Source organism: Streptomyces sp. NPDC051738 (assembly GCF_044453205.1).
Lineage (GTDB): Bacteria > Actinomycetota > Actinomycetes > Streptomycetales > Streptomycetaceae > Streptomyces.
Genome location: NZ_JBITCM010000033.1, coordinates 60191 through 77681, shown reverse-complemented (window position 1 = coordinate 77681; position 17491 = coordinate 60191). Strand labels below are relative to the sequence as shown.

General features: G+C 71.1%; 13 protein-coding genes, 1 tRNA gene and 1 pseudogene. 10 read left to right on the top strand and 5 right to left on the bottom strand.

All coding sequences use genetic code 11. The annotated features are described in order from the left end of the window. Nucleotides 1-94: 94 nt before the first annotated feature. Nucleotides 95-2539, bottom strand: coding sequence for an SCO7613 C-terminal domain-containing membrane protein (locus tag ACIA8X_RS44285; RefSeq protein ID WP_399460635.1), 2445 nt, complete (start codon nt 2537-2539; stop codon nt 95-97). Between the two features lie 100 nt (nt 2540-2639). On the opposite strand from ACIA8X_RS44285, the gene ACIA8X_RS44280 reads away from it, so the two are divergent. Both ACIA8X_RS44280 and ACIA8X_RS44275 read left to right on the top strand, forming a co-directional pair. Continuing rightward, nucleotides 2640-3098 (top strand): SRPBCC family protein, encoded by a 459-nt coding sequence (locus ACIA8X_RS44280; RefSeq protein ID WP_399460634.1) that lies wholly within the window; start codon nt 2640-2642, stop codon nt 3096-3098. A gap of 39 nt (nt 3099-3137) precedes the next feature. Next, nucleotides 3138-3209, top strand: a tRNA-Val gene (locus tag ACIA8X_RS44275). Nucleotides 3210-3271: 62 nt separating this feature from the next. Here the strand turns inward: ACIA8X_RS44275 and ACIA8X_RS44270 are convergent. Continuing rightward, nucleotides 3272-3997, bottom strand: coding sequence for a 3'-5' exonuclease (locus tag ACIA8X_RS44270; RefSeq protein ID WP_393462766.1), 726 nt, complete (start codon nt 3995-3997; stop codon nt 3272-3274). Nucleotides 3998-4165: 168 nt separating this feature from the next. On the opposite strand from ACIA8X_RS44270, the gene ACIA8X_RS44265 reads away from it, so the two are divergent. From ACIA8X_RS44265 to thrS, 3 genes are all read left to right on the top strand, one after another. After that, nucleotides 4166-4732 (top strand): DUF4365 domain-containing protein, encoded by a 567-nt coding sequence (locus ACIA8X_RS44265; protein ID WP_399460633.1) that lies wholly within the window; start codon nt 4166-4168, stop codon nt 4730-4732. Further along, nucleotides 4729-5958 carry a hypothetical protein gene (locus ACIA8X_RS44260; RefSeq protein WP_399460632.1) on the top strand — a complete coding sequence of 410 codons (1230 nt, stop codon included), beginning with the start codon at nt 4729-4731 and terminating at the stop codon, nt 5956-5958. The genes ACIA8X_RS44265 and ACIA8X_RS44260 overlap by 4 nt, the downstream gene beginning before the upstream one ends. Before the next feature lie 122 nt (nt 5959-6080). Beyond that, nucleotides 6081-8057 carry a threonine--tRNA ligase gene (gene thrS, locus ACIA8X_RS44255; protein ID WP_393462768.1) on the top strand — a complete coding sequence of 659 codons (1977 nt, stop codon included), beginning with the start codon at nt 6081-6083 and terminating at the stop codon, nt 8055-8057. A gap of 29 nt (nt 8058-8086) precedes the next feature. Here the strand turns inward: thrS and ACIA8X_RS44250 are convergent, their stop codons facing one another. After that, nucleotides 8087-8746 carry a potassium channel family protein gene (locus ACIA8X_RS44250; protein WP_393462769.1) on the bottom strand — a complete coding sequence of 220 codons (660 nt, stop codon included), beginning with the start codon at nt 8744-8746 and terminating at the stop codon, nt 8087-8089. A gap of 78 nt (nt 8747-8824) precedes the next feature. Here ACIA8X_RS44250 and ACIA8X_RS44245 point away from each other — a divergent pair, with 78 nt between their 5' ends. Then, on the top strand, nt 8825-9373 hold the full coding sequence (locus ACIA8X_RS44245) for an HIT family protein (protein ID WP_393462770.1): 549 nt from the start codon (nt 8825-8827) through the stop codon (nt 9371-9373). Nucleotides 9374-9489: 116 nt separating this feature from the next. Here the strand turns inward: ACIA8X_RS44245 and ACIA8X_RS44240 are convergent, their stop codons facing one another. Both ACIA8X_RS44240 and ACIA8X_RS44235 read right to left on the bottom strand, forming a co-directional pair. Beyond that, nucleotides 9490-11145, bottom strand: a complete 1656-nt coding sequence (locus ACIA8X_RS44240) for a hypothetical protein (protein WP_399460631.1) — start codon at nt 11143-11145, stop codon at nt 9490-9492. A 245-nt stretch (nt 11146-11390) separates the two neighbouring features. Continuing rightward, nucleotides 11391-13589 carry an elongation factor G-like protein EF-G2 gene (locus ACIA8X_RS44235; RefSeq protein ID WP_393462772.1) on the bottom strand — a complete coding sequence of 733 codons (2199 nt, stop codon included), beginning with the start codon at nt 13587-13589 and terminating at the stop codon, nt 11391-11393. A gap of 218 nt (nt 13590-13807) precedes the next feature. On the opposite strand from ACIA8X_RS44235, the pseudogene pgsA reads away from it, so the two are divergent. The 4 genes and pseudogenes from pgsA (at nt 13808) to ACIA8X_RS44215 (ending at nt 17406) form a co-directional block, all read left to right on the top strand. After that, a pseudogene (gene pgsA / locus ACIA8X_RS44230) lies at nt 13808-14562 on the top strand (phosphatidylinositol phosphate synthase). Then, the gene (locus ACIA8X_RS44225) at nt 14559-15485 is read left to right on the top strand and encodes a phosphatidylinositol mannoside acyltransferase (protein WP_399460630.1); all 927 of its coding nucleotides are present in this window, start codon (nt 14559-14561) and stop codon (nt 15483-15485) included. The pseudogene pgsA and the gene ACIA8X_RS44225 overlap by 4 nt, the downstream one beginning before the upstream one ends. Further along, the gene (locus ACIA8X_RS44220) at nt 15482-16663 is read left to right on the top strand and encodes a glycosyltransferase family 4 protein (RefSeq protein WP_399460629.1); all 1182 of its coding nucleotides are present in this window, start codon (nt 15482-15484) and stop codon (nt 16661-16663) included. The genes ACIA8X_RS44225 and ACIA8X_RS44220 overlap by 4 nt, the downstream gene beginning before the upstream one ends. A gap of 200 nt (nt 16664-16863) precedes the next feature. After that, a complete protein-coding gene (locus ACIA8X_RS44215; protein ID WP_393462775.1) occupies nt 16864-17406 on the top strand; it encodes a hypothetical protein in 543 nt (180 codons plus the stop codon). Nucleotides 17407-17491: the final 85 nt, after the last annotated feature.

The following is a 17491-nucleotide window of genomic DNA, read 5'->3' as shown; positions in this document are numbered from 1 at the left end:
ACAGGCGACGCCTTGAGCGCACCTGTCTCAGCCGGCTCAAGTCAGCCCACACCGAAAGCGCCACCAAACAATCTCGGCGGGACAAAACGCTCTTTCAGTGCATGTTGCCCAAGAAGTTCCGCATTTTCCGGGCGTCCCTCAGGCGTTGTTCGTACGTCGCCCCGAGTGCGAGCAGCAGCAGGCCGGCCAGTGCCGGAGGCACCCAGCGGGGGAGTGCGTCGGTCACCTGGGCGATGTACGGGGCGAGTTCGTGCAGGGCGTCCAGGGTGAGGACCGCGCCGCCGAGCAGGAGCGGTGCCTGGAGGTGGTGTCGGGCGCCCAGCAGGGTGACTGACAGAGCCGCTAGGCCCAGCAACAGGGGGCGCGTCCAGTGCGGGTCGCCCCAGGCCGCGAGGAGGCTCGGCACGAGGGTGGCGGCGAGTCCGGGGCCGTACGCCGTCCAGGACGAGGCCTCGGGGTCGCGGCGCCTGCGCAGGGCGCCGAGGAGCAGAGCCGGGATGGTGACCGGCAGGGTGTACGCCTCGGGCGTCGCGACATCCCAGGCCGCCAGGCGCACCCAGGTGGCCAGGACGAAGAGGGCTGCGGAGGCGTAGGCCGCGGCGCGGCGGTCGGGGCGGATCGCCGCGCCGGCGGTGATCACCCCGCAGAGCGCCAGGACCAGGGCGAGCATCGGCAGGTCGGCCGAGGCCGCCGCCAGCCCGACGGCGAGCAGCGCCGCGACCCCGCCCGCCACCTCGACCGGGACCGTCGCCCGCGCGTCACCGAGCCGTGCCGCGAGCAGGGCCGCCGCCACCGGAACTGCCAGGACCAACAGGGCGGTGTATTGCGGCTCCCAGCCGGCCGCGGCCCCTGTCGCGCAGGCGAGCAGGGCGGCGTACGCGAGCGCGGTCGGGGCCGTGACCGGGGCGAGGTGCGGCTTCCAGGAGGCCGCCGCGAAGAGTGCCGTCAGCGCGGAGAGCACGGCGAGGGTCGCGGGCTCGGTGGTCAGGGAGAGGAAGGCGAGGGTGAGGGAGGTGAGGAGGGCGAGGACCGTGGCGGTCGGGCCCGGGGTCGGGAAGCCGACAGTGGTGGGGGCCTCCGTGGAGGTTGCCGAGGGCTCCTCCGTCGCCGTCTGCGGGCGCTCGGACGGCCGGATCCACGCGGCTGCCGCAAGGGCTCCCGCGGTCGTGATCCCGAACGCCACCAGGCCCACGGCATAGGGGACTTCGAGCACCGCCGGCAGAACCAGAGCCGTCGCCCACGCGAGCCCCAGCGCACCGGTCAGGGCCCGTGGCCGCCAGACGGCGTCACGCACCGCGAGGACCAGGACGACGGCGACGACCGCCAGGACGACGGGCACCGTCTCTGAGTCCGCAGGCCACGGCGCGTCCACCGCCACCGCTTCACGCATGTCGCCGGGCGCCCCGGACCACACCCGCTCCGCCCACGCGACCGGCCCCAACAGCGCGATCCCGACCAGGGGCAGCGTCCACAGCAGGGCGAGCCCCTGTACGGCAGCGGAGGCCCGGGCGAGCCCGTGCCGAACCGTCTGCGGCAGCCGCTCCACCCTTACCGCCGCGAGCAGCGCGATCCCGCACGCCAGATACGCCGGAACCGTCCACGCGTCCGGCAGTACGGGGCGGGCGGTGCCGCCGAGCGCGGCGACCGTCAGGAGGCCGGCGGCGACGGCGAGGCCGCCCGCCTGCTTCTGGGCGGTCTCCCGCCAGGCCGCCGTCAGCGCGATGCCGGCAGCGAAGAGGAGGAGCGCCGCCGCACGGGCGGCGGCGCTCGGGCCGGTGGCCGTCCAGGACAGCCAGCCGGCGGCCCACACACCCCAGGCGCCCATGCCGTACGCACCGATCATGGCGGTGATCCGTACGGACCTTGCGGGCACCCGGAGCGCCACACCCGTGTCGAACCCGGCCGTCACGAGCACGGCGGCCGTGATCCCGTACAGGCCCGCGTCGGCCGCCACCGCCCAGAGGGCGAGCGGGAGTTGGGCGGCGATCAGTGCGGCGGGCAGGGGCAGACGCAGATCGGACGTCCGCGGCAGCAGGCCGTACGCCGTCCACAGGGCCGCCAGTACCGCCGAAGCCGCCGAGACGTAGCCCGTGGCGTCCATGTCGGCCGCCGTGACCTGGTGCAGCGCATACGCGTCGAGCACGGTCAGCGCGAGCCCGATCCCCGCCACCGACTCGGCCGTCGACCGCAGCCCGCGCTTCAGCAGCGGCACCGGCGCGGCGAGCACCGCCACCGTGACCCCGCCGAGCACCAGGGCGCGCCCGGCGATCCCCAGGTGTCCCCAGCTGACCAGCGTGAACGCCATCGCGGCGATGGTGAGCAGGACAGCGCCGAGCACCAGCAGCACGTTCTGGACCCGGGGTGCCGACGCCTCGGGGCGCGGCGCTGCGACGGGCGCCGGGGTCGGCCGGGCCGCCGCGTGCAGCGCGGTGACCAGCCAGGCTCGGCGGTGCAGCAACTGGGCCCGGCGGGCGTCCAGTTGGCGCAGCTCAAGGTCGAGGAGCCGCAACTCCTCGGCCGGTGGCGGAAAGTGCGTCATGCCTGGAGTGTGGTCCGCGTCACGTCGTACGGCATGAGTGCGCGTACTCAGAACGTACTCAGGTACCGCGCGAACCCGCCGAACCGGGCAGACTCGGCCCATGGACTGGAGCCACTACCGCTTCCGCAGCCTGTGGGCCCTGCCCGCGCCTCCCGCCACCGTCTACGACCTGCTGGAACAGGCCGAGGACTACCCCCGTTGGTGGCCCCAGGTGCGAACGGTGACCAAACTCGACGAGACCACCGGCGTGATCACGATCCGTTCCGTCCTGCCGTACGACATGGTCTTCACCGCGCGCGAGGTACGGCGGGACCGGGAGGCCGGAGTGCTGGAGATCGCCATGTCCGGGGACATCGACGGCTGGGCACGGTGGACGCTCACCTCGCACGCCGGCGGGACCCTGGCCCGCTACGACCAGGTCGTCGATGTGCACAAGCCGCTCCTGCGGCGTCTCGCCGTCCCCGGGCGGCCAGTCTTCCGCGCCAACCACTGGCTGATGATGCGGTCCGGGCGGCGGGGACTGGTGGCCTACTTGGCCGGCGGTCATCAAGCGGTTTGAAGGAAACGCGCGGGGACCTGTATTGTTCAGTCCGTTCCCGGGCGATTAGCTCAGTGGGAGAGCGCTTCGTTCACACCGAAGAGGTCACTGGTTCGAACCCAGTATCGCCCACCGGGAAAGGCCGGTCCGCCATAGCGGACCGGCTTTTTTGTGTTCTGGCGGACCCACTTTCTTCATGCCGCCGCCGGCAGGTCCGGCCGCAGTGGCCACGCCGGATCCACCGCTTCCTCGCTTCCGCTGCGGGCGAACCACGCCTGCAGGCCGCGTGCCTGTGCCGCGTGCCACACCGCCTGGAGCGTGTGCAGTTCGGCGGGGGACAGGCGCTCAAGGCGCGCGGCGAAACGGCGCCCCACCGCCCGGACGACCTCCAGCGAGGCCAGTGCGTCGGCCCCCGCGTCGTGCGCACCCTCCAGCGTGACGCCGTAGTGCGCGCACAGGTCGGTCAGGGTGCGGCGGCCCTTGCGATAGCGGTCCAAATGCTTGTCCAGGACGCGTGGATCGAGCACCAGCAGCGGCGTCGTCTCGAACCAGCGGTCCAGGGACGACGCGCGATGCCGGCGCAACTCGCGGTCCAGCAACGTCAGATCGAACGGTGCGTTCATCACCACTATCGGCCGGCCCACCGTCGCCTGTCCGGCCAGTTCCTCGACTATCTCCTGCATCACCGGCGCCGGCCAGCGGCCGTTGCGCTGGAGATGTTCCTCCGTCAGTCCGTGCACCGCCGTCGCCGCCTCCGGCACCGGCACGCCCGGGTTCACCAGCCATTGTGTCGCCCGTGGCCGGGTTCCGGGCGCGTCCTGGACGACGACGGCCGCCGAAACGATCCGGTCGGTCTCGACGTCCACGCCTGTCGTCTCCGTGTCGAATGCCGCCAGCGGGCCCTCATACCAGCACGCCATACCTACACAACCCCTCGTTCACCCACGGCAGCTGACGTACCGTCTTCTGCCCGTTTGGTGATACCCGGCCCGTTTGCGCCGTACGCCGGAAGGACACAACAGGAGTGCGGGTCTACGCAGTTCAGCGGCCCGGTACGGGGATTCACCTGGCGCGGAAGGCTGTTGGTCATGGCGATAGCGCAGCCCGAGCGGGGCGGGCTGCTGCCCGAACGCACGGGCCCCCATCGCGGTTCACTCGCCACCACCGCCTGCATGGAGACACTGCAGGTGGGATATCTGCACGCCGTCGCTGCGGCGGCAGGGTGCTCGCTGTCGCAGCCATTCCCGGACAACGGCATCGACTGGCACGTCAGCCACAGCGCGCCCGGCCACACGGTCGACGACGAGGTCACCATCAAGGTCCAGCTCAAGGCGACCTACCAGCTCGCGCCGAACCCGCCCGGCCGCTTCTTCTCCTTCACGCTCGACAACGCCCATCTGGCGAAGCTCGCCCGCACGCCGGTCTCGGTGCACAAGATCCTGGTCGTGATGATCGTCCCGCGATCGCAGGACCAGTGGCTGCGGGCCGGCCACGACCGGCTCGACCTGCGGCACTGCTGCTACTGGGTCAACCTGGCCGGGCACCCGATCACCGGGCGGCGCCGCACCACCGTGCGGATACCGACCTCACGCATCTTCGACGACCGGGCGCTCTGCGAGATCATGACGCGGGCCGGTACGGGAGGCAAACCATGACGCACCGCCCCCTGGAGGAGCCGGTACGACCAGCGAGGCCGCACCCGGTCGAGGCGTCCTGGGACCGTCCCCCCGAGCCCGGCGAGGTCGACCCCGCCGTGCTCAGCGCCCTGCTGCACCGGCACGGCTGGCAGCGGCGCGGGGGAGCGGCGGGGCGCTACGGCCGCTGGACCCCGCCCGGACCGGGCGGCAACGGCACAAGCCTGCTCGTCCCCGAGTCCCGCGCCTTCCCCGACAGCGAGGACCTGCTCGGCGAGGCGCTCATCGCCCTGTCCCGCAGCGGCATGCCCTCCGCGCGCGAGGTGCTGGTCGGGCTCGCCGTGCCCAGCGACGAGGTCCGCTGGTGGCGGGACGCGCCGAGCGGGCCGGCCGGGGCCGCGCCCTGGACCGTCGAGGAGGAACTGCGCACCGCCGCCCGCCAGATGCTCCTCGCCGCGGCGCTCGCCACACGCGCGCGTGCCGGGTACTACGGCGCCCGGCACCGCCGCACGGCCGCCGCGATGCTGGAGAGCGTCCTCGTGGGCTCCGCGACGGGCGGCCGCGGTCTCACCGCCTTCATGCCCGTCGGCACCGGGCGCCCGCTCGCCGTACGCCTCCACCAGGCGCTGTACGCCGCCCGCGAGGCCATCGACTACCAGCGGGCCACCGGCGGCATGGACGCATTCGACGGCGCCGTCGAGGCGGGCGTCAGCCGCGAGCTCACCGAGGCCCTCATCGCCCTCGTGCGCGGTACGGAGGGCGCGCGCATCGCCGTCGAGTGGGCGCCCGCCGCCGGGGTGCCCGAGGACTGCGCGGCCGGTGTCGAGCCCGTCGAGTTCTCGCCGGGCGACCTGCCCGTGCTGCGCGAGGCCGGGGCCCGCTATTCCCGCGAGGAGCCGTCCGTGCCGGTCAGGCTCACGGGTGCGGTCGTACGGATGCGCAGGTCCGGGCCGCGCGGGGAGGGCACCGTACGGCTGCGCGTCATCGCGGGCGCCGAGGTGCCGCACGTCCGGCTGACGCTGGACGAGGAGTCGTACCGCATCGCCGGGCACGCGCACCTCGTCGGGCTGCCGGTGCGGGTGCACGGGCGCCTGGAGAGCAGGGGCGGCTTCCGCAAGCTCACCGGGGCCACCGGCGTCGTACCGGTACAGGTGGACGAGGCCGAGCGGGACCGGCTGATGAAGTCGCTCCAGGAGGACCTGGACTTCTTCGAGGAGGCGTGCGGCGGGGACGAGCGGGAGGACTGAGGGGGAGGAGCCGGTGGGCCGAGGGTGACCGTTTCGCGGTCAGCCGTCCGGGGTCGGTACGATCGCGTAATGCGCGCGCTCCTGGTATGGCGCCGCATCCCACCTTCAGTCAGGAGAGACCGGTGTCAGAAGTCCGTGTGATCATCCAACGCGATTCCGAGCGGGAAGAGCGCGTGGTGACGACGGGGACTACGGCCGCCGACCTCTTCGCCGGCGAGCGCTCGATCATCGCCGCGCGCGTGGGCGGCGAGCTCAGGGATCTGTCGTACGTGCTCTCCGAGGGCGAGGAGGTCGAGGGCGTCGAGATCTCCTCCGAGGACGGCCTGAACATCCTGCGCCACTCCACCGCGCACGTGATGGCGCAGGCCGTGCAGGAGCTGTTCCCCGAGGCCAAGCTGGGCATCGGCCCGCCCGTCAAGGACGGCTTCTACTACGACTTCGACGTCGAGAAGCCGTTCACGCCCGAGGATCTCAAGGCCATCGAGAAGAAGATGCAGGAGATCCAGAAGCGGGGGCAGAAGTTCGCCCGGCGCGTCGTCACCGACGAGGCCGCCCGCGAGGAGCTCGCCGCCGAGCCGTACAAGCTGGAGCTGATCGGCCTCAAGGGTTCCGCGTCCAGCGACGACGGTGCGGACGTCGAGGTCGGCGCCGGTGAGCTGACGATCTACGACAACCTGGACGCGAAGACCGGCGACCTGTGCTGGAAGGACCTCTGCCGCGGTCCCCACCTGCCGTCGACCCGCGCGATCCCGGCGTTCAAGCTGATGCGCAACGCGGCCGCCTACTGGCGCGGCAGCGAGAAGAACCCGATGCTCCAGCGCATCTACGGCACCGCCTGGCCGTCCAAGGACGAGCTCAAGGGCTACCTGGACTTCCTCGCCGAGGCCGAGAAGCGCGACCACCGCAAGCTGGGCAACGAACTCGACCTGTTCTCGATCCCCGAGCAGATCGGCTCCGGCCTCGCGGTCTTCCACCCCAAGGGCGGCATCGTCCGCCGGGTGATGGAGGACTACTCGCGCCGCCGCCACGAGGAAGAGGGCTACGAGTTCGTCTACACCCCGCACGCGACGAAGGGGAAGCTCTTCGAGACGTCCGGGCACCTCGACTGGTACGCCGAGGGCATGTACCCGCCCATGCAGCTCGACGAGGGCGTGGACTACTACCTCAAGCCCATGAACTGCCCGATGCACAACCTGATCTTCGACGCGCGTGGCCGCTCGTACCGTGAACTGCCGCTGCGCCTCTTCGAGTTCGGGACCGTGTACCGGTACGAGAAGTCCGGCGTCGTGCACGGCCTCACGCGCGCGCGTGGCTTCACGCAGGACGACGCCCACATCTACTGCACGCGCGAGCAGATGTCGGAGGAGCTCGACAAGACGCTCACCTTCGTCCTCGGCCTGCTGCGCGACTACGGCCTGACCGACTTCTACCTGGAGCTGTCCACCAAGGACCCGGAGAAGTTCGTCGGCTCCGACGAGGTCTGGGAGGAGGCGACCGAGACGCTGCGCCAGGTCGCCGAGAAGCAGGGTCTGCCCCTGGTTCCCGACCCGGGCGGTGCCGCCTTCTACGGGCCGAAGATCTCCGTCCAGACCAAGGACGCCATCGGCCGCACCTGGCAGATGTCGACGATCCAGCTCGACTTCAACCTGCCGGAGCGCTTCGACCTGGAGTACACCTCCGCCGACGGTTCCAAGCAGCGCCCGGTCATGATCCACCGGGCCCTCTTCGGCTCGATCGAGCGGTTCTTCGCCGTGCTCCTGGAGCACTACGCGGGCGCCTTCCCGGCGTGGCTGGCCCCGGTCCAGGCGATCGGCATCCCGATCGGCGACGCGCACGTGGACTACCTGGAGAAGTTCGCCGCCACCGCGAAGAAGAAGGGGCTGCGGGTCGAGGTCGACTCCTCCTCCGACCGGATGCAGAAGAAGATCCGCAACGCCCAGAAGCAGAAGGTGCCCTTCATGGTCATCGCGGGCGACGACGACATGGCCAACAACGCCGTGTCCTTCCGCTACCGCGACGGCTCGCAGGAGAACGGCATCCCGTTCGACGAGGCCATCGCGAAGATCGCGAAGGTCGTCGAGGAGCGGGCGCAGGTCTGATCCGACAGCTCAAGGAGGCCCCCGGAGAGTCAGCTCTCCGGGGGCCTCTTGTCGCTCTCACGGGAGAAGATCTGCAGCAGCCAGGACGAGAAAGATCCCGTCACCGCGCCGAGCAGGGCCAGCCCGCCGGCCATCATCCCGATCGCGATCGCCCGGCCACGCGCGGTCACCGGGGTGATGTCGCCGTATCCGACCGTGGTGAGGGTCGCTGAGGCCCACCACACCGCGTCCCCGAACGTCCGCATGGTGGCGCCGGGCGCCCCGCGTTCGGCTTGGAAGACGGCGAGGGCACCGGCGAAGCCGAGCAGTAGGGTCGCCAGGCTCGCGTAGGCGATCACACGCGCGTGCAGGGAGAGCCGGGGCTGCCCCTGCCGACGCTGGATCACGTCGTAGAGCGGCACGATCCGCAGCGGCCGCAGGAGCGGCAGGATGACCACGACCGTGTGCAGGAAGTGGTTCCTGGCGTAGTGCAGGAAGCGCCCCCCGAAGAGTCGCCAGCGCACGGCGTAGTCCACGGCGAACAGCAGCCAGAGCGCGATCATCGTGTACAGGCACACCTCCTTCCAGAAGGACGGCATGCTCACAGCAAGCACACGGGCTGCATAGGCGGTCAGGAAGACCAGCGAAGCCAGGAACAGTGGGATCTCGGTGCGCTGCTCCCAGCGGGCTGAAGGGCTGTCGTCGTCCACTGGCCCAGCTTGTCCGGTGGCCACCCTCCCGTCGCCCCGGCGACACGCCGCGAACGGACGAAGCCATATGCTGCACGCATGACGAGTGAGCCGGAGCAGCAGTGGGGAGTGGGGATCCAGGACGCGTTCCAGCGCCTGTGGACGCCCCATCGGATGGCCTACATCCAGGGTGAGAACAAGCCGACCGGTCCCGGCGCGGACGACGGCTGCCCCTTCTGCTCGATCCCGGCCAAATCCGACGAGGACGGGCTGATCGTCAAGCGCGGCGAGCAGGTGTACGCGGTCCTGAACCTCTACCCGTACAACGGCGGTCACCTCATGGTCGTGCCCTACCGTCATGTCGCCGACTACACCGACCTCACCGAGCCGGAGACCATCGAACTCGCCGCCCTGACCAAGCAGGCGATGACGGCCCTGCGCACCGCCTCCGGCGCCCACGGCTTCAACATCGGCATGAACCAGGGCACGGTCGCCGGCGCCGGCATCGCGGCCCACCTCCACCAGCACATTGTCCCGCGCTGGGGCGGCGACACGAACTTCATGCCGGTGGTGGGGCATACGCGGGTGCTGCCGCAGCTGCTGGCGGATACGCGGAAGATGCTGGCGGAGGCCTGGCCGACGGTTTGATGAACCAGCCCGTCCGGCGTTTGAGGACGAGGACCTTCGGGCCGAAGGGGGGTCTGGGGGCGCAGCCCTCAGGGACGGTCACCCAGACCCACCCACGCGGCTCAACCGCCGGAGGCCTACGCGTCGTAGACGTCGGCCTTCCGCGGTGACGCATCCTGCACAGCCGTACTCAGGAACGACGAGCGCGTGCCGAACTTCTCCGTGTCCACGCCGTTCTCGTCCAGCACCTTGATCGCCGCGGCATGCACCACCCGCAGCACCGGCGTGGCCGCCCGCAGCGCGTCGTCGGCCATGAAGCGATGCCGCCAGGGCTGATCCGCCCAGGCATGCCGCAGCCCGAACGGCTCGGGCAGCCCTATCGTCCCGCCGAGCCAGTTGAGCAGCGGCGGATACCAGGAGATCGGCGCCCGCACCGCCAGCCGGACCACCTCGTCGCTGTTCACCAGGGGAAGCTTCACCTTGCGGGTCTCCCACGGCTTGAGCGACTTGGTGACCTCCTTGGTCGGCGCCTCGGGCTTCTCCTGGAAGAGCCCGTTCACCGGGCCGAGCGCATGTCCGGTCACCTCGATGCGCAACGTCTCGTGCAGCACGGTCACCGTGATCAGCATGGTGATGATCAACTGCCCGTCCCAGAGCGTCCACTGGACGCCCAGGTAGTGCCGGTCACCGCTGCCGAACTGCTGCTTGTTGCAGATGTCCTGTATCGCGTGCGATTTGACCTGGTACGCGTCGACGTCCGTGCCCTCCGGCCGGGACACCGCCTTCGCGCCCTCGGCGATCGGCGTGACGACCCAGTGCCGTATCGAAGGCTTGGGAAAACCACCGGTGTTGAGCGGACCGCGCTCCAGCATGCGCAACTGGTCGTGGATGGACCGGATGACGTCCCAGCTGCGGAAGGGGTGGATCTCCCGGTCCGGGTCGGCCTGGACAAGGTTCTCGGCCAGCTGCCAGCTGCCCCAGCGGGTGCCCATGCCGAGTATCCCCTTGGGCCCGGCGTAGAACACGGAGTTGGACTGCTGCTCGGCGCTGAGCTTGGCGAGGGACTGGCGCAGCTGCTCGGCCCTGCTCTCGGTGGGGCTGGTCGGCACCGCCTCCGGCACCTTCGCGCCCACGCTGCTGCCGGCCAGCAGGCTGCCCCAGCGCTCCCGCAGGTCCTTCGCGGTGCGCTCGCAGATCTGCTTCGCGACGAACCAGCCGAGCACGGGGGCGATGACCGACGCTCGCGCGTACCAGGCCCAGAAACCCGTGAACGGCATGCGGATCAGGAAGATCACGGCAAGGGCACCCGCCGCGACGAGCAGCGTGGTGGCGAGCGCACCGGCCCGCTTGTCGTCGTTCTTGGCGATGGTCGTGCGCAGCAGGAAGACCAGGAGCCAGCCGAGGAGTCCGGGCAGGAAGAGCAGGCCGGAGAGCACCATGACGATCGTCAGGCGGTTGTCGCGCTCCTTGCGGATGTTGTTCGCCGCCAGGCAGTGCTCGACGACGACCTGCGGCTCGGCGCCGAAGGACTGGATGAGCGGTTTCCGGTCAGGGCCGATCATGCGGTCCACCACGGCCCGGGAGAACGCCTCGCCGAGCCTGGGCTTGAACAGCGCTATCTTTCCGGGCTTGATGGTCGACTCATGCCACTCGTTGTTGGCCTTGAGGATCGCCTCGACCTCGTTGTCCCGGTAGGCCGCCGAGGCCAGCGCGAACGTCGCTGTCTGTCCGTCGCCGGCCGTGCGCGGCACCTGCGGCCCGAAGATGTCCGCGTAGCCGCTGTCAACGGTCATTCCCGCCCCCGATCGCCGCCGTCCTGCTTCTGCGGCCTTCCCGACTTCCCTGCTTCGCACACCTGTTGATCAATGATCAGCGTATCCCCAGCCACCGACAATCGTCGGCGGACGGCCCAAAGCCGCCCGCCGACGCGGAGGGGAGCGTTCCGCAAAGGCCACTTGCCGGCGCCGAACGCCAACTCGTGGGCACCGGACGCCAACTCGGCAGCGTCGCGCACCGACTCGGCAGACCCGTGCGCCGACTACGAGGCGTCGCGCGCCTCTTCGCGAATCCTTTCCGCGATCTGCGACGGCATCGGTTCGTGCCGCGCGTACGAACGGCTGAAGCGTGCGGTGCCGTGCGACAGCGACCGCAGATCGACGGCGTACCGGCCGATCTCGATCTCGGGCACGTCGGCCTTGATGAGCGTGCGGCCACCGGTGGTCTGCTCGGTGCCGAGGACACGGCCGCGCCGCCCGGACAGGTCGCTCATCACGGCGCCGACGTAGTCGTCGCCGACCAGGACGGACACCTCGGCCACCGGCTCCAGCAGATGGATCTTCACGTCGGCCGCCGCCTCCCGCAGCGCGAGCGCGCCGGCCGTCTGGAACGCGGCGTCGGAGGAGTCCACGGAGTGCGCCTTGCCGTCGAGCAGCGTGACCCGGATGTCCACGAGCGGATGGCCGGCCGCGACTCCCTTGGCGGCCTGGGCCCGTACGCCCTTCTCCACCGACGGGATGAACTGCCGCGGCACCGCGCCGCCGACGACCTTGTCGACGAACTCGACGCCCGAGCCGCCCGGCAGTGGCTCCACCTCGATCTCGCAGATGGCGTACTGCCCGTGCCCGCCGGACTGCTTCACATGCCGGCCGCGGCCCGCCGACTTGCTCGCGAACGTCTCCCGTAGGGAGACCTTGTGCGGCACGACATCGACCTGTACGCCGTAGCGGCTGCGGAGCCGTTCGAGGGCGACGTCCGCGTGCGCCTCGCCCAGGGCCCACAGCACCACCTGGTGGGTCGCCTGGTTCTGTTCCAGTCGCATGGTCGGGTCCTCGGCGACCAGCCGGGACAGGCCCTGCGACAGCTTGTCCTCGTCCGCCTTGCTGTGCGCCTGGATGGCGAGCGGCAGCAGCGGGTCGGGCATCTGCCAGGGCTCCATCAGGAGCGGGTCGTCCTTGGCCGACAGGGTGTCGCCGGTCTCCGCGCGGCTCAGCTTCGCCACGCACGCGAGGTCGCCGGCGATGCAGTGGCTGAGCGTGCGTTGCTGTTTGCCGAAGGGGGCGGACAGTGCGCCGATCCGCTCGTCGACGTCGTGGTCCTCGTGCCCGCGGTCGGCAAGGCCGTGCCCGGAGACGTGCACCGTCTCGTCGGGGCGCAGGGTGCCGGAGAAGACGCGCACCATCGACACCCGGCCGACGTACGGGTCGGACGCCGTCTTCACGACCTCCGCGACCAGCGGCCCGTTCGGATCGCACAGCTTCAGCTCGCGCGGTTTGCCGTCGACCGTGGTGACCGTCGGTGCCTGTCGCTCCAGCGGCGTCGGAAAGCCACGCGTGATCAGCTCCAGCACCTCGACCGTGCCGAGGCCCTGGCGGCCGCCGTCGGACGCGGGAGCGGCGGCCAGGACGGGGAAGAACGTGCCGCGCGCGACAGCCCGCTCCAGGTCCTCGATCAGCGTCTTGACGTCGACCTGCTCGCCGCCGAGATAGCGGTCCATGAGGGTCTCGTCCTCGCTCTCCGCGATGATCCCCTCGATCAGCCGGTTGCGGGCCTCCTCGAGTTCCGGCAGCTCGTCCTCGCCCGGCTCGGACTCCTTGCGCTCCCCGGACGCGTAGTCGAACAGCTTCTGCGTCAGCAGCCCGGTCAGACCGGTCACGGGCGCGTGCCCGTCCGGGCCCTGCGGGCCGTGCAGCGGCAGATACAGCGGGAGCACCGCGTCGGGGTCGTCCCCGCCGAAGGCCTCCGCGCAGATCCGCGTCATCTCCTCGTAGTCGGCCCGCGCGGCCTCCAGGTGCGTGACGACGATCGCGCGCGGCATGCCGACGGCCGCGCACTCCTCCCACACCATGCGGGTCGAGCCGTCCACGCCGTCCGAGGCGGAGACGACGAAAAGGGCCGCGTCCGCCGCTCGCAGACCGGCCCTGAGTTCCCCGACGAAGTCGGCGTATCCGGGGGTGTCCAGAAGGTTGACCTTGATGCCGTCCCATTGGACCGGCACCAGGGAGAGCTGCACCGAGCGTTGCTGCCGGTGCTCGATCTCGTCGTAGTCGGAGACGGTGCCGCCGTCCTCCACCCGGCCCGCCCGGTTCACCGCCCCCGCGGTGAGCGCGAGGGCTTCCACCAAGGTGGTCTTGCCCGATCCGGAGTGGCCGACCAGCACCACATTCCGTACGGACGCGGGGTGGTCGGCCGCTGTAGCCCTGCCGGCGGCTCCGGGGTGTGCGTTCGCCTTGTCGCCCATGATCCTGCCTCCCGTGCACGGTGAGGTCACTGTGGGCGCGGACATACGGATCCGCGTGCGATGGCGGCTCCGATGACGCCCGCGGTCCTTCGAGCTTTCCACTCCCGTCACGGTGCGTCCATACGGCGGACGTGATCGCGCCATCCGGCACCGGTGGACCACTCGGCCCGACCTCTGGACGAGTGCCCGGCGGTCGCACGTACGCGCGCGTGGCTACGATGGGCCAGCCGGTGGCCAGCAGGGGCCGCCCGGCGCCACACCGACCCTCGGGAAGGCCATGCTGAACAAGTACGCGCGTGCATTCTTCACGCGTGTCCTCACGCCGTTCGCCGCGTTTCTGATCCGGCGGGGCGTCAGCCCCGACACCGTCACGCTCCTCGGCACCGCCGGTGTGGTCGCGGGCGCGCTGGTCTTCTACCCCATGGGCGAGTTCTTCTGGGGCACGGTCGTGATCACCCTCTTCGTGTTCTCCGACCTCGTCGACGGCAACATGGCCCGCCAGCTCGGCCGCTCCAGCCGCTGGGGTGCCTTCCTGGACTCCACGCTCGACCGGGTCGCCGACGGCGCGATCTTCGGCGGCTTCATCCTCTGGTACGCCGGTGGCGGCGACGACCTCGTCCTGTGCGCCGTCTCGATCTTCTGCCTGGCCAGCGGCCAGGTGGTGTCGTACACCAAGGCGCGTGGCGAGTCGATCGGCCTGCCGGTCGCGGTCAACGGCCTCGTCGAGCGCGCCGAGCGCCTGGTGATCTCGCTGGTCGCGGCCGGTCTGGCGGGCCTGCACGCGTTCGGGGTACCCGGCATCCAGTACCTGCTGCCCGTCGCCCTGTGGATCGTCGCCGTCGGCAGCCTCGTCACGCTCATCCAGCGCGTCGTCACGGTCCGCCGCGAGTCGGCCGAGGCCGAGGCGGCGGAGGCGGCGGCCGCGCAGGAGAAGGCGGAGAACACCTCTCAAGGGAGCGAGGCAGCCAAGTGAGCGCCCAGGAACGGCTCACGGACGCGCTGTACGGCCTCGGCTGGGGCACGGTCAAGAAGCTCCCCGAGCCGGTCGCCGTACGGCTCGGCCGCACCATCGCCGACCTCGCCTGGAAGCAGCGGGGCAAGGGCGTGCGGCGGCTGGAGAGCAACTACGCGCGCGTGGTGCCCGACGCGAGCCCCGAGCGCCTCGCCGAGCTCTCGCGCGCGGGTATGCGCTCGTACCTGCGCTACTGGATGGAGTCCTTCCGGCTGCCCGCGTGGAGCGCCGAGCGCGTCAAGGACGGCTTCGACGTCAAGGGCGTCCACCACCTGACCGACGGCCTGGCCGCCGGAAACGGCGTTGTACTCGCCCTTCCGCACCTGGCCAACTGGGATCTCGCGGGCGCCTGGGTCACCACCGAGCTGAAGACGCCGTTCACCACGGTCGCCGAACGCCTCAAGCCCGAGACGCTCTACGACCGCTTCGTCGCCTACCGCGAGGGCCTCGGCATGGAGGTCCTGCCGCACAGCGGCGGCACCGCCTTCGGCACCCTGGCCCGCAGGCTGCGCGACGGCGGTCTGGTCTGCCTGGTCTCCGACCGTGACCTGTCCGCCTCCGGCGTCGAGGTGGACTTCTTCGGCGCCACGGCCCGCATGCCCGCGGGACCGGCGCTTCTCGCCCAGCAGACGGGGGCGCTCCTGCTCCCGGTCACGCTCTGGTACGACGACTCACCCGTCATGCAGGGCTGCATCCATCCCCCGATCGAGGTACCCGAGACAGGTACCCGGGCCGAGAAGACGTCTGTGATGACACAGGCGCTGGCCGATGCCTTCGCCTCGGGGATCGCCGAACATCCGGAGGACTGGCACATGCTCCAGCGCTTGTGGCTCGCAGACCTGGAACCACGACCGGCCGACGGCCCCTCAGGGGAGCGTCCGTGAAGATCGGGATCGTCTGTCCGTACTCCTGGGACGTGCCGGGCGGCGTCCAGTTCCACATCCGCGACCTCGCCGAGTACTTCATCCGGCTCGGCCACGAAGTGTCCGTCCTGGCCCCGGCCGACGACGACACCCCGCTGCCGCGGTACGTGGTCTCGGCGGGCCGCGCCGTCCCCGTCCCGTACAACGGCTCGGTCGCCCGCCTGAACTTCGGCTTCCTGTCGGCGGCCCGCGTACGCCGCTGGCTGCACGACGGCCGGTTCGACGTCATCCACATCCACGAGCCGACCTCGCCCTCCCTCGGCCTGCTGACCTGCTGGGCGGCCCAGGGCCCCATCGTCGCCACCTTCCACACCTCCAACCCGCGCTCGCGGGCGATGATCGCCGCGTACTCGATCCTCCAGGCGGCCCTGGAGAAGATCAGCGCGCGCATCGCGGTGAGCGAGTACGCCCGCCGCACGCTGGTGGAACACCTCGGCGGCGACGCGGTGGTCATCCCCAACGGCGTCGACGTCGACTTCTTCGCCAAGGCCGAGCCCAACCCCGAGTGGCAGGGCGACACGATCGGCTTCATCGGCCGCATCGACGAGCCGCGCAAGGGACTGCCGGTTCTGATGGGCGCCCTGCCGAAGATCCTCGCCGCGCGCCCGCAGACCCGGCTGCTGGTGGCGGGCCGGGGCGACGAGGAGGAGGCGGTGGAGTCCCTGCCCGCCGAGCTGCGCTCCCGCGTCGAGTTCCTCGGCATGGTCAGCGACGAGGACAAGGCCCGCTTCCTGCGCAGCATCGACCTGTACGTCGCCCCCAACACCGGCGGCGAGAGCTTCGGCATCATCCTCGTCGAGGCGATGTCGGCCGGCGCCCCGGTCCTCGCCTCGGACCTGGACGCCTTCGCCCAGGTCCTCGACCAGGGCGCGGCCGGCGAACTCTTCACCAACGAGGACGCCGACTCCCTGGCCGAGGCAGCGGTACGCCTCCTGGAGGACCCCGCCCGTCGAGCGGAGCTGCGGGAGCGGGGGAGTGTGCATGTACGCCGCTTCGACTGGTCCACGGTCGGCGCGGACATCCTGTCGGTGTACGAGACGGTGACGGCGGGGGCGGCAGCGGTGGCGGCGGACGAGCGGGCGGCCGGGGGTGGCGCGGTCGGCGGGCTGCGGGCTCGGTTGGGGTTGGCGCGGGACTGAGGGCGGGTGGGCGGCGACGGTTTGTGTCGGCGCCGGCCCAGGCAATCTCAGCCCGTCCGGCGTTTGAGGACGAGGCCCCTTAAGGGCCGAAGCGGGGGTCTGGGGGCGGCAGCCCCCAGCAACGGCAACACCAACGCCCCGCACGAAACACCGACACCCGCACGAACCTCGGCCGACCCCGCGGAGCTAGTGTGCCGCCCGTGACCGCAACCCTCATCTGGATCCTCGTAGCCCTCGTCGCCATCGGCCTCTACCTGAGCTGGACCGCCGGCCGCCTCGACCGGCTGCACGCCAGGATCGACGCGGCGCGCGCCTCGCTCGACGCACAGCTGCTGCGCCGCGCCTCCGTGGCCCAGGAACTGGCCACCTCCGGCGTACTGGATCCGGCCGCGTCGATCGTCCTGTACGAGGCCGCCCACGCCGCCCGCCAGGCCGAGGAGGAGCAACGGGAGGTCTCGGAGAGCGAGCTGAGCCAGGCGTTGCGGGCCGTGTTCGCCGAGGCCCCGCAGGTGGAGGTGGTGCGAGAGGCACCCGGGGGAGAGGAGGCGGCCCGCGAACTGACCGAGGCCGTCCGCCGGGTCCCGATGGCCCGCCGCTTCCACAACGACTCCGTACGCGCGGCCCGCGCCCTGCGCCGGCACCGCAAGGTGCGCTGGTTCCGCCTGGCCGGGCACGCGCCGTTCCCCATGGCTTTCGAGATGGACGACGAGCCGCCCGTGGCATTGGCCGACAGGGCCGCCTGACCAGCACCTTCACGCCAACAGGCCGGAAAAGGATCCACCGGCTCCTTATTGGCCCTTGCAGTGGCCTGGTCCACTCCCGTTTCCT

Excerpts from the sequence above, each read along its gene's own strand:
- ACIA8X_RS44285 (WP_399460635.1), bottom strand. The coding sequence starts at position 2,539 with ATGACGCACTTTCCGCCACCGGCCGAGGAGTTGCGGCTCCTCGACCTT.
- ACIA8X_RS44280 (WP_399460634.1), top strand. The coding sequence starts at position 2,640 with ATGGACTGGAGCCACTACCGCTTCCGCAGCCTGTGGGCCCTGCCCGCG.
- ACIA8X_RS44270 (WP_393462766.1), bottom strand. The coding sequence starts at position 3,997 with ATGGCGTGCTGGTATGAGGGCCCGCTGGCGGCATTCGACACGGAGACG.
- ACIA8X_RS44265 (WP_399460633.1), top strand. The coding sequence starts at position 4,166 with ATGGCGATAGCGCAGCCCGAGCGGGGCGGGCTGCTGCCCGAACGCACG.
- ACIA8X_RS44260 (WP_399460632.1), top strand. The coding sequence starts at position 4,729 with ATGACGCACCGCCCCCTGGAGGAGCCGGTACGACCAGCGAGGCCGCAC.
- ACIA8X_RS44245 (WP_393462770.1), top strand. The coding sequence starts at position 8,825 with ATGACGAGTGAGCCGGAGCAGCAGTGGGGAGTGGGGATCCAGGACGCG.
- ACIA8X_RS44240 (WP_399460631.1), bottom strand. The coding sequence starts at position 11,145 with ATGACCGTTGACAGCGGCTACGCGGACATCTTCGGGCCGCAGGTGCCG.
- ACIA8X_RS44235 (WP_393462772.1), bottom strand. The coding sequence starts at position 13,589 with ATGGGCGACAAGGCGAACGCACACCCCGGAGCCGCCGGCAGGGCTACA.